The organism is Pantoea rwandensis (genome assembly GCF_000759475.1).
GTDB classification, from domain to species: Bacteria; Pseudomonadota; Gammaproteobacteria; order Enterobacterales; family Enterobacteriaceae; genus Pantoea; species Pantoea rwandensis_B.
Window position 1 is genome coordinate 860,165 of sequence record NZ_CP009454.1, and the last position, 14,947, is coordinate 875,111.

Sequence of the window (14,947 nt, forward strand, 5' to 3'; positions counted from 1 at the left end):
TAACATGAGCAAACCCATCGTTTTCAGCGGCGCCCAGCCTTCCGGTGAACTGACCATTGGCAACTATATGGGTGCGCTGCGTCAGTGGGTGCAGATGCAGGATGATTTCCACTGCATTTACTGCATCGTCGATCTGCACGCCATCACCGTTCGTCAGGACCCTGCTGCGCTGCGCAAAGCCACGCTGGATACGTTAGCGTTGTACCTTGCCTGCGGTATCGACCCGGCAAAAAGCACCATCTTTGTACAGTCGCATGTGCCTGAGCACGCGCAGCTGAGCTGGGTGCTGAACTGCTATGCCTACTTTGGCGAGCTGAGCCGTATGACGCAGTTTAAGGATAAGTCCGCGCGTTATTCTGAAAACATCACCGCGGGTTTGTTCGATTACCCGGTGCTGATGGCGGCCGATATTCTGCTGTATCAGACCAACCAGGTGCCCGTGGGCGAAGATCAGAAGCAGCATCTGGAACTGAGCCGCGATATCGCCGGTCGTTTCAACGCACTGTATGGCGATGTGTTCAAAATTCCTGAGCCGTTTATTCCGAAATCAGGCGCACGTGTGATGTCGCTGCTGGAACCGACCAAGAAAATGTCGAAGTCGGATGACAACCGCAACAACGTGATCGGCCTGCTGGAAGACACCAAAGCGGTAGTGAAGAAGATCAAACGCGCGGTAACTGACTCCGCTGAGCCGCCAGTCGTACGCTACGACGTCAAAGAAAAAGCCGGTGTCTCTAACCTGCTGGATATCTTGTCGGGTGTCACCGGCAAGTCGATTCCACAGCTGGAGCAGGAATTCGAAGGCAAGATGTATGGCCACCTGAAAGGCGAAGTGGCGGAAGCGGTTTCCGGCATGCTGACTGAGCTGCAGGAGCGTTATCATCGTTTCCGTAATGATGAAGCTTTCCTGAATCAGGTCATGCGCGATGGTGCCACCAAGGCCCGTGCGCAGGCGCAAGAGACACTGAAGAAAGTCTACGAAGCAGTGGGTTTTGTGGCTCAGCCTTAAGCGACGAGCGGTATGATCTAACAACGGCGAGTTGTCATGACTCGCCGTTTTTTTATGAATTTGCGCGTAAGACCTCGCCCAATCGTACGGGTGCAGCCAAGTTTAAAACCAGCGTAACTGGCGGCGCAGGCTGACCACGCGCCCGACGATAATCAGCGCTGGGCTGGCAAACTGCTGCGCCAGCGTGTTGAGTTCAGCCAGCGTTGCGGTCTCTACCCGTTGCTCTGATGTCGTGCCGTTCTGCACGATGGCGACCGGCATTGTTGCATCCATACCATGCTGCAACAGCTGGCGCTGAATCTCGGGTGCCTGATTCAGGCCCATGTAGAACACCAACGTTTGCTGTTCTGCTGCCAGCTTACTCCACTCAATTTCGCCCTGCTGTTGCAGATGGCCGGTAACAAAGCGCACACTCTGGGCGTGATCGCGATGTGTCAGTGGAATGCCGCTGTAGGCGGCACAGCCCGATGCGGCGGTAATACCCGGTACCACGCTGAACGGAATGTGGTGCTGTGCCAGCACCTCCAGCTCCTCGCCGCCACGACCAAAAATAAAGGGATCGCCGCCTTTCAGTCGCACCACACGTTTGCCGCTCTGGGCCTGCTCCAGCAGAAGCTGGTTGATTTGTGACTGTGGGACGCAGTGATGTCCCGCCTGTTTACCGACAAAGATGCGCTCTGCATCGCGGCGCACCAGGTTGAGAATCGGTTCGGATACCAGGCGGTCATACACCACCACATCGGCCTGCTGGATACACTGCAACCCTTTTAGTGTCAGCAATCCGGCATCGCCCGGACCCGCGCCCACCAGCACCACTTCACCTTGTTGTGACAGCGGCGCATTGAACAGCGTATCAACGATATGATCGGCGCGTGGCTGGTCGCGATTAGCCAGCGTTTGTGCCAAACGATCGCTGGCAAAGAAGCGTTCCCAAAAAGCCCGGCGCTGTCCCATGCTGGCGAAAGTGTTCTTCACCCGACTGCGCAGTGTGCCAGCGAGTGAAGCCAGTTGGCCTAAATGCTGTGGCAGCATCGCTTCCAGCTTCTCGCGTAGCAGGCGAGCCAGCACCGGAGCACGACCACCGGAGGACACCGCAATCATCAGCGGGGAGCGATCGATAATCGATGGCATGATAGCGCTGGCTTCCTGTGGTGCATCCACCAGATTGCAGAAGATGCGGCGTGCTTCGGCAGCATCGCCCACTTGCTGATTCACGGTGTCATCGTCGGTGGCGGCAATCACCAGCCAGCAGCCTTCTAGCCAGCACTCTTCAAAGGTGCCGGACATGAGGTGCAACTTTCCCTGCTCGGCCCACTGCTGAAATACAGGGGAGAAATCCAGTGCGCCGACGTGCAGATCGGCACCGGCATCCAGCAGCAGGCGCGCTTTGCGTTCTGCCACATCGCCACCGCCAACCAGTAAGCAGCGTTTGCCCTTCAGGCGGCAAAACAGTGGAAAATAGTCCATCGCTCATCCTCAAAAAAGCCCGCGAGCCGTGCGATGGTAATCAGTTAAGCAACTTAGTTTCGGTACGCATAATCCGTAGCGGCGCGATTTATCGCGCAGGCGCTTAAACACGCGCAATAAATTGCGCCGCTGCAAATCTGTGTGACCGTTAATGTTGATAACGTGATTCACATAACGAGGTTCGTGGGCTTAGAAACATTTAAACCGATTTGAGCGCAGCGGCTTGTGTCGCCACTTGCGGTCTTTGAGCTTGCGGGGTGGCGTACCAATAACCGAGGCCCATTAACACCATACCAGAGAACATATTACCCAGCGTCACCCACAGCAGGTTATGGCCGATGCCGCTCAAGGTGAGTTCGGCATTATGCTGACCAAACCACGACAGTGCAAAGACCGTCATATTCGCGACAGAGTGCTCATAGCCGGAGGCGATAAAGGCCAGCAGGCACCACCAGATGGCAATGAATTTTGCCGTGCCTTCGGTGCGCACTGCCATCCAGATCGCCAGACACACCAGCCAGTTGCACAGCGCCCCTTTAAAGAACAGCGCCATTGCCGGTTGCGTGGTTTTCGCCAGCGCCGCGCTGTGAATCAGTGCGCCTGCATTGGGCAGCATCGCGCCTGCCGCGTAGTAATAGAGCAGGGCGACAAATACCGAGCCGATCAGGTTGCCCAGCCAGGTTTGCGGCAGCACACACCACATCTGACCCTGGCTAATGCTACCGGCTTTAACGCCCACGGTGAGGAACATCGTATGGCCCGTAAACAGTTCTGACCCTGCAATGATCACCAGGGTCAGAGCGATACCAAAGGTAGCGCCCATGACTAACGGACGCCAGGCTGGATCGGCCAGATTGCCGAGGGTGAAAATCAGGATGATGGCGAGGCCAACGTAAGCGCCCGCCATCGCCGAACTGATCCAGAAGGCCAGCGGGCTGTGTTGTGCCGTACGCACAATGCGCGCCGCGTTGGCGGCGCAGGTATTCAGGGTGTCAGTAAACATAGTGACGTCTCATAAAGTAAAAGAATTCTGTCAGGCGCACACTTCGACCTGGCCCGCAGTAACGCGCACCGGATAGCTCGCCACGGAACGGGCGGCATCTTCCAGGCAGACGCCATCGCTTAAACGGAAGCGCTGTTTTTTCAGCGGGCTGGCGACCCACAGCGTGTGCTGATGTTCGGCAATCAGGCCGCGTGACAGCACGCTGGCGGCGGAGAAAGGATCGATGTTACTCAGCGCATAGAGTTGCTCATCATCATGCGGACGGAAGATGGCAATCTGCTGGCCTTTCACCAGCGCGCAGACGCCGGTGGCAGGCAGGATTTGTTCGAGTTCACACACGGAATGCCACTGGCTCATGCGTCGATCTCCTCAATCTGGGTGATGGCAATACGCTCGGCAGGGCTTGCCGGACGGTGCTGATCGCGCTGAGCGACGTGCTGCACCAGCGGATCGCGCTGATCGCTGTTGATGAAGGTGCTGAAGTGGATGTGCTGCCGGGGATCGTTCACCGTTGCAGTCCATTCACACTCGACTTCAGCCCGAAGGCGCGCCAGTTCAGCTTCCAGCTGCGCATTCAGGCTGAGTTTGTCATCGATAATCACGCTGCGCAGATAGTCGATACCGCCTTCCATGCTTTCCAGCCACAGCGAGGTACGTTGCAGGCGGTCACCGGTGCGGATATAGAACATCATAAAGCGGTCGAGATAAGTCAGCAGGGTATCGCGATCCAGGTCCGCTGCCAGCAAATCGGCGTGGCGTGGCTTCATGCCACCGTTGCCGCACACATACAGATTCCAGCCTTTTTCCGTCGCGATAATGCCGACATCTTTGCCCTGCGCCTCCGCACATTCGCGTGTGCAGCCCGAGACGCCAAACTTCATTTTGTGCGGTGTACGAATGCCTTTGTAGCGGTTCTCGAGCTCGATACCGAAGCCGAGGCTATCGCCGACGCCATAGCGACACCAAGTGCTGCCCACACAGGTTTTTGCCATGCGCAACGCTTTGGCATACGCCTGGCCGGTTTCAAATCCGGCATCAATCAGCAGCGACCAGATGGCAGGCAGGTCATCACGCTGGGCACCGAACAGGCCAATACGCTGCGAGCCGGTGATTTTGGTGTAAAGGTTGTACTGGCGCGCCACCGCACCGATCGTCATCAACCCTTCTGGCGTGATTTCGCCCCCGGGTGAGCGCGGGATGACCGAGTAGGTACCATCTTTCTGGATATTGCCAAGGAACAGATCGTTGCTGTCCTGAAGTGGCGCGAGTTGCGGTTTGAGCACATAGTCGTTCCAGCAGGAGGCCAACAGCGAGCCCACGGTCGGTTTGCACACTTCACAGCCATAACCCTGACCGTATTTCGCCAGTAAGGCTTCGAAGGAAGTGATCTCTTCGACACGAATCAGGTGATACAACTCCTGGCGTGAATAGGGGAAGTGCTCGCACAGGTGATTGTTGACTTCGATGCCCTGGCGGCTCAGTTCCGCGTTGAGCACCTGAGTGATCAGCGGAATGCAGCCGCCGCAGCCCGTTCCGGCACGGGTATCGCTTTTCAGCATCGCCACGGTATGGCAACCGCCTTGCACCGCTTTGACGATATCGCCTTTACTGACATCAAAGCAGGAGCAGATTTGCGCGCTGTCCGGCAGGGAATCGACGCCCAATACCGGCTTCTCGCCACTGCCTGCTGGCAAAATCAAACCTTCAGGATTATCGGGCAGCGCGATGTTATTCAGCGCCAGCTGCAGCAGATTGCCGTAATCACTGGTGTCACCGACCAATACCGCGCCGAGCAGCGTGCGGTTGTCTTCGCTGACAATCAGGCGTTTGTAGATGTGCTTTTGCTCATCAAGCCACATATAGCTGCGCGCGCCCGGCGTGCGGCCATGCGCATCGCCAATACCACCGACATCCACGCCCAGCAACTTAAGTTTGGCGCTCATATCGGCACCAGAAAAGGCACTGTCGCGTCCCAGCAACGCATCGCTGGCGACCTGTGCCATTTTGTAGCCCGGCGCGACTAAGCCGAACAGCCGGTTCTGCCAGGCTGCGCATTCGCCGACGGCATAAATCGCCGGATCGCGCGTCTGGCAGCGGTCGTTGATGGCAATGCCGCCACGCTGGCCGATTTCCAGCCCACACTGTTTTGCCAGCTTGTCTTGCGGACGAATGCCGGTGGAGAACACGATGAAATCGACATCCAGCGCGCTGCCATCGGCGAATTCCAGCGTCTTACCGCCTTTAGCGTGGTGCACAATTTGCTGGGTATTTTTGCCGGTGTGCACACGCACACCCATTTGTTCGATCTTACGACGCAGTTGCTCGCCACCTTGCGCATCCAGCTGTTCCGCCATTAATCCGGGCGCGAACTCAATTACATGGGTTTCGATACCGAGGTTTTTCAGTGCGCCTGCCGCTTCGAGGCCAAGCAGACCGCCGCCAATCACGGCACCGCGTTGGCTGCGGCGGGCGCAGGCTTCTATGGCGTTGAGATCTTCGATGGTGCGATAGACAAAGCAGTCGCTGCCTTCGGCGCCTTTTATCGGCGGTATCCACGGATAAGAGCCGGTGGCAAAAATCAGCGTGTCGTAATGCACCGCGCGACCGGTATTGGAGTGAATCAGTTTTTCGTCGCGGTTGATGGTAATCGCCCGTTCACCGATCAGCAGTTTGACCTGATGTTTTTCGTAATAGCCGGGGCGAACCAGTGACAGCTCTTCAGCGGTGTGATGGGAGAAGTAGGCGGAAAGGTGGACGCGGTCATAGGCGACGCGCGGTTCTTCACAAAAGACGGTAATGGCAAATTGGCCGGGCTCGGCTTTATCGATCAATTCTTCTATAAAGCGGTGGCCCACCATGCCGTTGCCAATGATCACGACACTGTGCTTGCTCATGCTTGCCTCAAAAATTGCGGTATCTGCGCTTACGATAGCGCGCTACATCAGGCGCTTATTGATGCACATCAAGCGCACCCTCATATACCTATTTTGAGGTATGTAATTGATTTTGAACGAAATAGATAAGTGACTTATTTGGTTGAATATTGTGCAGAACGGGTCACTGCCGATGGCGCCGTGAAAAGTCACTCGCTGGTTCGCCAATAATGACATCCGAAAAATCGATGACGCTGACAGACAGTTTTTCGTGCTAGCTTAACCTGTTGCTTTGAACAGGAGGATGGCATGGCGAACCGGTCACTGAAGTGGATCAACAATCTGCGCTTAGCGGGCCAGCAGGGCTTGTGGCAAATGGAAATCAACGGTGGAAAAATTGCGGCGATACGTCCCCAGCCACCGCAAATCGTGGATCAGAGTGACGCACTGGACGCCGAAGGAGGGCTGGCGAGTGCGCCGTTTATCGAACCGCACATTCACCTCGACACCACGCAAACTGCCGGGCAGCCTGCCTGGAATCAGTCCGGCACCCTGTTTGAAGGTATTGAACGCTGGGCGGAGCGCAAAGCGCTGCTCAGCCATGACGATGTCAAACAGCGCGCACAGCAGACGCTGAAGTGGCAAATTGCCAACGGTATCCAGCATGTGCGTACCCACGTTGATGTTTCCGATCCCACTCTCACCGCGCTGAAAGCGATGCTGGAAGTGAAAGCGGAAATGGCGCCGTGGATCGATATTCAAATCGTGGCGTTTCCGCAGGAGGGAATTCTTTCCTATCCCAACGGCGAAGCGCTGCTGGAAGAGGCATTGCGTCTCGGCGCCGATGTGGTGGGTGCCATCCCGCACTTCGAGTTCACACGCGAGTATGGTGTGGAATCGCTGCATAAAACCTTCGCGCTCGCCAACCGTTATGACCGCATGGTGGATGTACACTGTGATGAGATCGATGATGAGCAATCGCGCTTTGTCGAAACCGTGGCGGCGCTGGCGCATCGTGATGGCAATGGCGAACGCGTAACCGCCAGCCACACCACGGCGATGCACTCCTATAACAACGCCTACACCTCGCGATTATTCCGCTTGCTGAAGCTGTCGAAGATTCACTTTGTGGCTAATCCGCTGGTGAACATTCATTTGCAGGGACGTTTTGATAGCTACCCCAAACGTCGCGGCATCACGCGAGTGAAAGAGTTGCTCGACGCCGACATCAACGTCTGTTTTGGCCATGATGATGTGTTTGATCCCTGGTATCCGCTCGGCACGGCCAGTATGCTGCAGGTGCTGCATATGGGATTACATGTCTGTCAGTTGATGGGCTACGAACAGATCGACAACGGCCTGAGTCTGATTACCACCAACAGCGCGAAAACGTTGCAATTGAAGGATTACGGTCTGGCGGTGGGTGACCATGCCAGTCTGATTATTCTGCCGGCTGAGAGTGGCTTTGATGCGGTACGCAGACAAGTGCCTGTGCGCTATTCGATACGGCAGGGAAGCGTGGTGGCGTCAACGCAGCCCGCGAGCAGTGAAATCTATTTGGGCGAGGCGGAAGCGGTGACATTCCGACGATAGTCGCTTAATAAAAAAGAGTGCGCATCACTGCGCACTCTCTTGCTACGGCACCAGGCAACGGAGGCGAACGTTCACCCCTGCACGTCACCGATTAGTGCGTAATATGACCATGCTGGCGATGTTTGGTCACAAAGCCCAGCAGCACACACATCACAAACACCACGGCATACAAGCCATTCGCGGTGGAGAGTGCCGCATGTGCGCCGCCTTTCGCCACAATCGGGCCGGTGACCACAAAGGTCAGCATGGTGCCGACGGTGCCGCAGGTGAGGATAAAGTTCACCAGCTTCGGCGAAGAGACTTTGGTTTGCAGCGAACCGAGGGTGATGATGGTGGTGTAAATGGCGCTGGAGCTGAAGCCGAGAATCATGATGATCCAGTGCAGCATGCTGGCGTCGTTCGTGGTGACAAACCAGTACATCAGGCCCGTCGCTAATGCGGCTAGCACCATCAGGATGCGCTGTAGATCGAAGAAGCGCAGCAGGAAGCTGAACACCCACATGCCGACCATGTACGCGGTCCAGAAGTTACCCACCAACTGACCGGCTGCCGCAATGTCCATACCCATCGATTTGGTCGCATACTCTGGCACCCAAGAGATAAAGCCCAGCTGACCAAGGATGTAGCACAGCGCCGCGATCGACAGGAACAGCACGCCAATGCCCCATTTCTCTTTCTCGCCACCTTGTACGGCAGCTTCGCTTTTCAGTTCCGGGAATTCCACCATCAACGTCAGAACGAAGATGGCGATGTAAATGACGCCGATGCAGGCATATACCCAGTACCATGGCAGCATGCGCGCCAGTAACACACCGGCGATAATCGGGAAAATGGTACCGGCCATGCTGAAGAACGAGTCGGTAAACAGCAGGCGGGAGCCACGCTGACGGCCATCGTACAGATGGGTAATCAGGAAGGTACCGATCGACATGGTTATACCGCTGACCACACCGAGCACAAACATGCACAGTGAGAAGACGGTCAGGTTATGGCTGGTCATCAGGCCTGCCACCGCGAGGATCATCAGCACAAAGCCAAAAATCAGCTGGCGTTTCAACGGCACAATCACCATCAGCCAGGCGTTAAGGAATACCGCGACCAGGATACCGGCATTCAGGAAGGTGAAAGTGTTGCTCATCTCTGAGATGGGCAACTGGAAGTATTGGGCAATATTATCCAGTACCATACCGGTAACGATCACCAGCGCGCCGGTGAGCGCGTAGGAGAAAAAGCTGATCCAGGTAAGGCCAATGCGATTACGGTTTGTCATGTTCTGAACCTGTGATGCGCCGGGATTGGCAAAAAGTGTCATGAATTGTAAATGCAACTGTGATCTTAATAAACAACGAGTGTAACGAGCGGGAAATATTTCATTAATAGTGTGATTTTCATCACGCAAATGATTGCGTGCCAAAAAAAGTATGACAATCGCAACATCAGCGTAAATATCGGTAAAACGCTGGCTCTTATATAACTTGCTCTTTACAATCGATCTCGTTTTTGAGCTTGCACTTCATGGTAAGGAATCTTTCATGTTTAAACGTACTTTGACAGCGGCAGTCGCCCTGTTAGCGCTCTCTTCTGTATCCGCTTCGGCTCTGGCCGCTAAAGGGGATACTCATGTGCTGCTCACCACCTCTGCGGGCAATATCGAACTCGAACTGAACAACCAGAAAGCCCCGGTTTCGGTGAAAAACTTTGTCGACTACGTCAACAACGGTTTCTACAACAACACGATTTTCCATCGCGTGATTCCTGGCTTTATGATCCAGGGCGGCGGTTTCACCACGGATATGCAGCAGAAGCAGACCGTGGCACCGATTAAGAACGAAGCCGACAACGGCTTGCGTAACCTGCGTGGCACCATCTCGATGGCGCGTACTGCTGATAAAGACAGTGCGACCAGCCAGTTCTTCCTCAACGTCGCGGATAACGCGTTCCTCGATCACGGCCAACGTGACTTCGGTTACGCGGTATTTGGTAAAGTTGTGAAAGGCCAGGACGTGATCGACAAGATTGCTCAGGTGCCAACCAAGGATGTCGGCCCGTACCAAAATGTGCCGTCAAAACCGGTTGTTATCCTTTCTGCGAAAGTCCTGCCTTAATGATTTAACGCGCCGGCGATCGTCGGCGCGTTCTGCTGCTCTCCAGCAAAGCTAAAATTAGCTCTTATACTTAGGGCAAATTGCTTGTCGGAGGCGCCATGACCAGCCAACTCACCGAAAAACAGAAAGCCACCCTGTGGCAACAGCGCCGCATGGCCAGTTATCAGGCCAGTTGCCGTCTTGCAGGCTACGTACTCAGCGATATGACGGCTGAGCAACATGAAGAGCGACTTGAGTCACTGAGGAGGCAATATGGCGGATAACACGCTGGCCGTGCGCGACCCTTATGTCTGGCACAATGATACGGTGCTGAAAAACCGCCTTGATATTCATGATGACGTGCAGTTGCGTAAAGCCGAACTGGCTTTCAGTGCCGCCCGGCTAACCACGCTGGAACTCGGCCCGCGCAGCACCGGCATGCCATGGCTATGCCATATTCATCGCACGCTGTTTCAGGATCTCTACAGTTGGGCAGGGGAGTTACGCAGCATCGATATCTGGCGTGATGAGACACCCTATTGCCACTGCGAATATATTGAGAAAGAGGGCAACGCGCTGATGAGCGCGCTGGAAGATGAACATCAACTGACAAACCTGACGCAGGATGAGTTTGTTGCGCGGCTTGCGCATTACTACTGTGAAATCTTCGTATTGCATCCGTTCCGCGCCGGCAACGGCCGCACGCAGCGCATTTTCTTTGAACAGCTGGCGCTGCACGCCGGTTATCTGCTGTCATGGGATAAGCTGGATCGAGAGGCGTGGCGTACCGCACTGTATGCTGGTGTATCGGGCGATCTGACGCCGCTGACGGCGCAGTTTGCAAAAGTGGTGAGCCCAGCCCGGTAAAATGCGTAGAATAGCGGCGGTTTGACTGGCCTGAGGGCACTATGCTGCTGTTAATTGATAACTACGACTCCTTCACCTGGAATCTCTACCAGTATTTCTGTGAGCTGGGAGCACAAGTCCGCGTGGTGCGTAACGATGCCATCACGCTGGCGGAGATGGAGACGCTGCCACTCACCCATTTGGTGATCTCCCCTGGCCCCTGCACGCCGGATCAGTCTGGTATCTCACTGGACGCCATCCGCCATTTTGCTGGGCGTTTGCCGGTTCTGGGTGTTTGCCTCGGCCATCAGGCGATTGCGCAAGCCTATGGCGCGCAGATAGTGCGCGCGCGGCAGGTGATGCACGGCAAAACTTCTGTTATCCAGCACACCAATCAGGGCGTTTTTCGCGACCTTAATAATCCGCTCACCGTTACGCGCTACCATTCACTCATTGTGGCGCGCGATACGCTACCTGCAGAATTCGACGTCACGGCCTGGAGCCTGCGTAACGGCGAGCCGGATGAGATCATGGGCTTCCGCCACCGTACGCTGCCCTTAGAAGGGGTGCAGTTCCATCCTGAGAGTATCCTCAGCGAGCAGGGCCATCAGCTGTTGGCTAATTTCCTCGACACGTAACTTATGTTTGCCTTCGTGTGATTTTTTATGCATATTTTGTGATTATAATTTCACTTCAGCTCAATAAATAACCCAATGAGGTCGGCAATGGCAGCGGAAAAACTAGCGGTAACCCGGGAAACGTTCGATAACGTGATTTTGCCTGTTTATGCACCTGCGCAGTTCGTGCCGGTGAAAGGCAAGGGCAGCCGAGTCTGGGATCAGCAGGGCAAAGAGTATATCGACTTCTCCGGCGGTATCGCGGTGACGGCTCTGGGTCATTGCCATCCGGCGCTGGTGGAAACGCTGAAAAGCCAGGGTGAAACCCTGTGGCATACCAGCAACGTGTTTACCAATGAACCGGCATTACGTCTGGCGAGCAAACTGATTGCCGCGACCTTTGCCGATCGCGTGTTCTTTGGTAATTCCGGTGCGGAAGCCAACGAAGCCGCCTTCAAGCTGGCACGTTACTACGCCTGCAAAAAACACAGCCCGTTCAAAAGCAAAATCATCGCCTTCCACAATGCGTTCCACGGTCGTACCTTGTTTACCGTTTCTGTTGGCGGCCAGCCGAAATACTCCGACGGCTTTGGTCCAAAGCCGGCAGATATCGTACATGTGCCGTTTAACGATCTGGATGCGGTGAAAGCGGTGATGGATGACCACACCTGCGCGATTGTCGTGGAGCCGATTCAGGGTGAAGGCGGCGTGGTGGCTGCGACGCAGGAATTTATGCAGGGTCTGCGTGCGCTGTGCGATGAGCATAAAGCGCTGCTGGTGCTGGATGAAGTACAGAGCGGCATGGGTCGTAGCGGTAAGCTGTTCAGCTACGAACATTACGGCATCAAGCCAGACATCATCACCACCGCGAAAGCGCTGGGCGGCGGTTTCCCGGTGAGCGCGATGCTAACCACCAATGAAATCGCGTCGGTGATGGCTCCGGGCGTGCACGGCACCACCTATGGCGGCAACCCGCTGGCCTGTGCGATTGCTGAAACCGCGCTGGATATCATCAACACCCCAGAAGTGCTGGGTGGCGTAGAGGCCCGTCGTCAGCAGTTCGTGGATGCACTGCAGGCGATCGACAGCAAATACGATCTGTTCAGTGAGATTCGCGGCAAAGGTTTACTGATTGGCGCAGCGCTGAAGCCACAACACGCCAGTAAAGCGCGCGATATCCTCAATGCCTCAGCAGCAGAAGGGGTGATGGTTCTGACCGCGGGCACTGATGTGATGCGTTTTGTGCCGTCACTGGTGATCGAGCCGACTGACATCGAAGAAGGCATGGCGCGTTTCGCCAAAGCGATTGAGAAAGTGCTGGCGGCGTAATCAGCCCTTCGGACGTAACACTTTCAGCCAGCGGCCGTGATGCGGTCGCTGGCTCCACGCCAGTGAAGAGATGGTGTGCATCACATTCAGGTGTTGCAGGATGCGCTTCACATGCTGCTCGACAATCGTTACCGGCCCTTCATTCATATTCTCCGGCGCTTCCAGAATATTGCTGTCATTGCCTGGCCCATCATACGCCAGCCGCTGCTGACAGCGCTGCAGCGCAATTTCACAGGATTGCAGATAGCGTTCCGCCAGCTTCGGCGTCAGCATGGTGTGCTCACGCGCCAGGATCGTCATCGCGTTGATGTGTTCCACAATGAACTGGCTGTGGGTCACCCACATGCGCATATCTTTCAGGTACTGCGCGTTGAAGCCCGGTTCGCTTGAGGCCTGATTCAGTGAGTTGAAGAGCGCATTGTGCGCCTGATTGACCTTCATGCGCTGATACGCCAGCTTTTCAGGAGACTGCTCCGGCCCCAGCAACATCCGCAAGGCTTCCTGATAAGCCTCCAGCGCATCATGCGCGTTGCTGCGCAGTAATCCGCTCTGCCACTGTGGCCACAGCCAGATCATACCGGCAAAGGCGATCAGGCAGCCCATCAGGGTATCCATCATGCGCGGCAGCAGAAACTGCGCCCCGTTCAGCGACAACAGCTGAAGTGAATACACCGCCGTCACGGTGAAGCCAATCATCGACCAGCCGTAATACTTGCGCGTGACCAGGTAGCTGGCGAGGGTGATGGCCAGCATGAACAGTAGGGTGATCGATTCGGGGACGTCGAGCTGTAGCGATCCTGCGGCGATCAGCAATCCGGCAAAGGTGCCCAGCGCACGGTGCTGGATACGCACCCGTGTCGCGCTGTAGCCATTCTGGCTGACAAACATGATGGTCATCAGAATCCAGTAAGGCTTGGGGATATTGAAGAACAGCGCCAGCGCGCTGCCGAACATCAGCATCACCGAGATACGCGCGGCGGTGCGCAATGCGGCGGACTTGAGCGATAGGTAGCTGCGCAGCGCCGGGAACAGCGGCAGGCGACGCTGGCGATCCGCCATCAAGTCTCGAGTGTATAACGGCTTTTGCGTGCGCAACACGCGGGCGATGCGGCTGAAGTGGTAGTAGCAGAAGTTGCCCACCGGGTTATCAGGATGCTGGCGCGCGATTTTTTCCAGCGCACCCAGTTGCTTCTCCATGTGGAAGCGATCGGGCAACTGATGATAGAGAATGGCATCGGCCAACAGGCGCAGGCGCGCAGAGATGGTTTTGGCATTCCAGCGGATCACTGCTTCAGCGTGACTCTGCTCGACCAGCTTTTGCACTTCTTCCGGCTGGTGCAGGCTCACCGAGATGTGCTCCTGCAAATCAAGCGCCACCTGGAAAGCCCGCGTCAGGCGCTTGTGGCTGTTATCGCGGCTGGCAGAGAGCATGTGCATCTGCTGATAGCAGGTGGTGATCAGGTCAACGGCTTTTTGCTGACGCGCCAGCAACGGCGGCAGCGCTTTCTCGGGATCGGTAAGCTGCGTCAATAGGGTGTATTTGGCATCGCAATAATCCGCCAGTTCCCGATACAGCAGGCTGAGGGTTTCGCGCATTGGCTGCTCTTTCCACAGCCAGAACCAGAACCAGTTAAACAGGCCGTACCACAGCGTGCCACCAATATACAGCAGAGGCGGCACCCACATGGGCATGCGGCCCACCAGGCTGAGGCTGAAGATGGCAGCAATGAGCGTAGCGGGCAGTAAGCGGCCGTGCAGCGGGCTGATTTCGCCGGTCACGCCAATCAACAGCGGCAGCACAAACAGGATCAGCGGTAACGGAATGGCGTCACTGGTAAGAAATTGGATCAGGAAACTGGCGGTAGCAAACAGTGAGCCGCCCACAATCAGGCGTTTAAAGAAGCGCTTATGTGGTGTATCGAGACCCGCCATGTTGCAGCAGGCAGGAACTAATGAGAACAGCAGGCCTTTTTGCAGATCGCCAAACAGCCAGCCTAGTGCCACAGGCAGGCACAGCACCAGCGTTTGCCGCAGTGCGTAGTTGACCTCAGGATGATAGATGATTCGGCGCCACATCAGCTCATCGCAAACAAAAACGGCGCGATGTTGCCATCACGCCGTGGGTG

General features: G+C 55.9%; 13 protein-coding genes. 7 read left to right on the forward strand and 6 right to left on the reverse strand.

Features of this window, described 5'->3' with window-relative positions; genetic code table 11:
- The first annotated feature begins 4 nt into the window (after positions 1-4).
- A complete protein-coding gene (gene trpS, locus LH22_RS03820; RefSeq protein WP_034819607.1) occupies positions 5-1,009 on the forward strand; it encodes a tryptophan--tRNA ligase in 1,005 nt (334 codons plus the stop codon).
- Between the two features lie 102 nt (positions 1,010-1,111).
- Here trpS and cysG read toward each other — a convergent pair whose 3' ends face one another.
- The 4 genes from cysG to nirB all read right to left on the reverse strand — a co-directional run bounded on the left by cysG (position 1,112) and on the right by nirB (position 6,373).
- On the reverse strand, positions 1,112-2,476 hold the full coding sequence (gene cysG / locus LH22_RS03825) for a siroheme synthase CysG (RefSeq protein WP_038644288.1): 1,365 nt from the start codon (positions 2,474-2,476) through the stop codon (positions 1,112-1,114).
- Between the two features lie 199 nt (positions 2,477-2,675).
- Positions 2,676-3,479 (reverse strand): nitrite transporter NirC, encoded by an 804-nt coding sequence (nirC, locus tag LH22_RS03830; protein ID WP_038644289.1) that lies wholly within the window; start codon positions 3,477-3,479, stop codon positions 2,676-2,678.
- Positions 3,480-3,509: 30 nt separating this feature from the next.
- Positions 3,510-3,836: a nitrite reductase small subunit NirD gene (gene nirD, locus LH22_RS03835; protein ID WP_038644290.1), complete on the reverse strand. Its 327-nt coding sequence runs from the start codon at positions 3,834-3,836 to the stop codon at positions 3,510-3,512.
- Positions 3,833-6,373 carry a nitrite reductase large subunit NirB gene (gene nirB, locus LH22_RS03840; protein WP_038644291.1) on the reverse strand — a complete coding sequence of 847 codons (2,541 nt, stop codon included), beginning with the start codon at positions 6,371-6,373 and terminating at the stop codon, positions 3,833-3,835. Before nirB ends, nirD begins: the two co-directional genes overlap by 4 nt.
- A 288-nt stretch (positions 6,374-6,661) precedes the next feature.
- On the opposite strand from nirB, the gene LH22_RS03845 reads away from it, so the two are divergent.
- A complete protein-coding gene (locus LH22_RS03845; RefSeq protein ID WP_038644292.1) occupies positions 6,662-7,945 on the forward strand; it encodes a cytosine deaminase in 1,284 nt (427 codons plus the stop codon).
- Positions 7,946-8,036: 91 nt separating this feature from the next.
- Here the strand turns inward: LH22_RS03845 and tsgA are convergent, their stop codons facing one another.
- Positions 8,037-9,215: an MFS transporter TsgA gene (tsgA, locus tag LH22_RS03850; protein WP_038644293.1), complete on the reverse strand. Its 1,179-nt coding sequence runs from the start codon at positions 9,213-9,215 to the stop codon at positions 8,037-8,039.
- Between the two features lie 262 nt (positions 9,216-9,477).
- Between tsgA and ppiA the strand changes: the two genes are divergently transcribed.
- The 5 genes from ppiA to argD all read left to right on the forward strand — a co-directional run bounded on the left by ppiA (position 9,478) and on the right by argD (position 12,821).
- Positions 9,478-10,050: a peptidylprolyl isomerase A gene (gene ppiA / locus LH22_RS03855; RefSeq protein WP_038644294.1), complete on the forward strand. Its 573-nt coding sequence runs from the start codon at positions 9,478-9,480 to the stop codon at positions 10,048-10,050.
- 98 nt (positions 10,051-10,148) lie between these two features.
- On the forward strand, positions 10,149-10,313 hold the full coding sequence (locus tag LH22_RS20020; protein WP_071845582.1) for a YhfG family protein: 165 nt from the start codon (positions 10,149-10,151) through the stop codon (positions 10,311-10,313).
- Positions 10,303-10,896 carry a putative adenosine monophosphate-protein transferase Fic gene (locus LH22_RS03865; RefSeq protein ID WP_038644296.1) on the forward strand — a complete coding sequence of 198 codons (594 nt, stop codon included), beginning with the start codon at positions 10,303-10,305 and terminating at the stop codon, positions 10,894-10,896. Before LH22_RS20020 ends, LH22_RS03865 begins: the two co-directional genes overlap by 11 nt.
- Positions 10,897-10,937: 41 nt before the next feature.
- Positions 10,938-11,513 carry an aminodeoxychorismate synthase component II gene (locus tag LH22_RS03870; RefSeq protein WP_038644298.1) on the forward strand — a complete coding sequence of 192 codons (576 nt, stop codon included), beginning with the start codon at positions 10,938-10,940 and terminating at the stop codon, positions 11,511-11,513.
- Between the two features lie 87 nt (positions 11,514-11,600).
- Entirely contained in the window at positions 11,601-12,821 is a 1,221-nt protein-coding gene (argD, locus tag LH22_RS03875) for a bifunctional acetylornithine/succinyldiaminopimelate transaminase (protein WP_038644299.1), read from the forward strand.
- On the opposite strand, the gene LH22_RS03880 is transcribed toward argD, so the two are convergent.
- Positions 12,822-14,897 (reverse strand): YccS/YhfK family putative transporter, encoded by a 2,076-nt coding sequence (locus tag LH22_RS03880; protein ID WP_038644300.1) that lies wholly within the window; start codon positions 14,895-14,897, stop codon positions 12,822-12,824. It abuts the gene before it with no gap.
- Positions 14,898-14,947 lie beyond the last annotated feature (50 nt).